Here is a 1,268-nt window from a genome sequence, read left to right on the forward strand (position 1 = left end):
CGCCGCGGCCTGCGCCTCGTCCCGCCGGTTGAGCTTGACCAGCGCCATGATCACCACGCGGTGCGATGAGCCGTAGTTCGGCATCTCGTGCAGCGCGCGTTCTCCCCATGCCAGCGCTTCCTCGTAGCGCTCGAGCATCAGATAGCTCATCCCGATGCCGGAGAGCGCGATGCCTTTCTCGGGGTCGACCGGACTCAGCCGCATCGCCCTGTGAAAGTGCTCGATCGCCACGAGCGGGCGGCTGGAATGCGCGTTCACCCAGCCGCTGCCGGTATGGCCCTGCGCCGAATTGGGGTTGAGCAGCAGGGATCGTTCGATCGTGCCCAGCGCCATCTCGTATTCCTTCGCGCTGTAGGCGATCACCTGCGCCGCGAAGCGCAGGCTCGTGGGGTCGTCGCGCGCTTCCGCCAGCACCTCGCGCGCCATGCGCGCGGCGACTCGCACATCGTCGGGCTCGTGCCAGCACTGGCTCACGGATAGGCTGCGGATATAGGCGCCGAGTGCCTTCGCCAAGGTGAAGCCAGGGTCGATGCTGAGCGCCTCGTTGGTGAGCCGGCGCACATCGGCAAAGCCTTCGCGCGTCATGCTGTAGAAGCGCGGCAGTGCGCGAAGGTAGAGGTCGTAGGCGCTGATGTAGTCGGTCGGCTTCATGCGCGCCTGCTTGATCTCCTCCAGCCGGATGCTCGGCTCGACAGCACCGACGACGCTCTCGGTCACCTTGTCCTGCAGGTCGAAGATGTCGCTCACGTCGCCTTCGAAGCGGCCGGTCCAGACATGGTGACCGCTGATCGCGTCGACCAACTGCCCGCTGATGCGCACGCGCGATCCCGCTCTGCGGATGCTGCCTTCGAGCACGTAGCGGACGCCCAGCTCGCGCCCGACCTGGCGCAGGTCGACCGCCCGGCCCTTATAGGTGAAGGACGAGTTGCGGGCGATCACGAAGAAGGAGTTCACCCGGCTCAATCCCGTGATGATGTCCTCGACCAGCCCATCGGCGAAGTATTCCTGGTCAGGGTCGCCGCTCATATTGGTGAAAGGCAGAACCGCGATCGAGGGCTTCTCGGGCAGGGGAGGCGGTGCAGCCACCGAGGCGCTGGCGTCGGTCTCGACGCGGTAGGCGCGCACGGGCCGCTCGATGTTCTTGAGGCGCAGATTGCCGAGCGGCGTGAAGCCGCAGTCGAGCTTGCCCTGGAGGTGGTCGTAGGCGGTGCCCGAGACGACCACGGTCCCGGGATCGGCGGCGCTTTCGAGGCGGGCGGCGGTGTTGA

1 protein-coding gene is annotated in these 1,268 nt (G+C 66.8%); it reads right to left on the reverse strand.

All coding sequences use genetic code 11. The features are described from left to right. Positions 1-1,268, reverse strand: a 1,268-nt coding sequence (locus tag EOA60_RS33565; RefSeq protein WP_128312653.1) for a tetratricopeptide repeat protein, incomplete at both ends; no start/stop codon positions are given.

It is taken from the genome of Mesorhizobium sp. M1A.F.Ca.IN.020.06.1.1 (assembly GCF_004023265.1).
Lineage (GTDB): Bacteria > Pseudomonadota > Alphaproteobacteria > Rhizobiales > Rhizobiaceae > Mesorhizobium.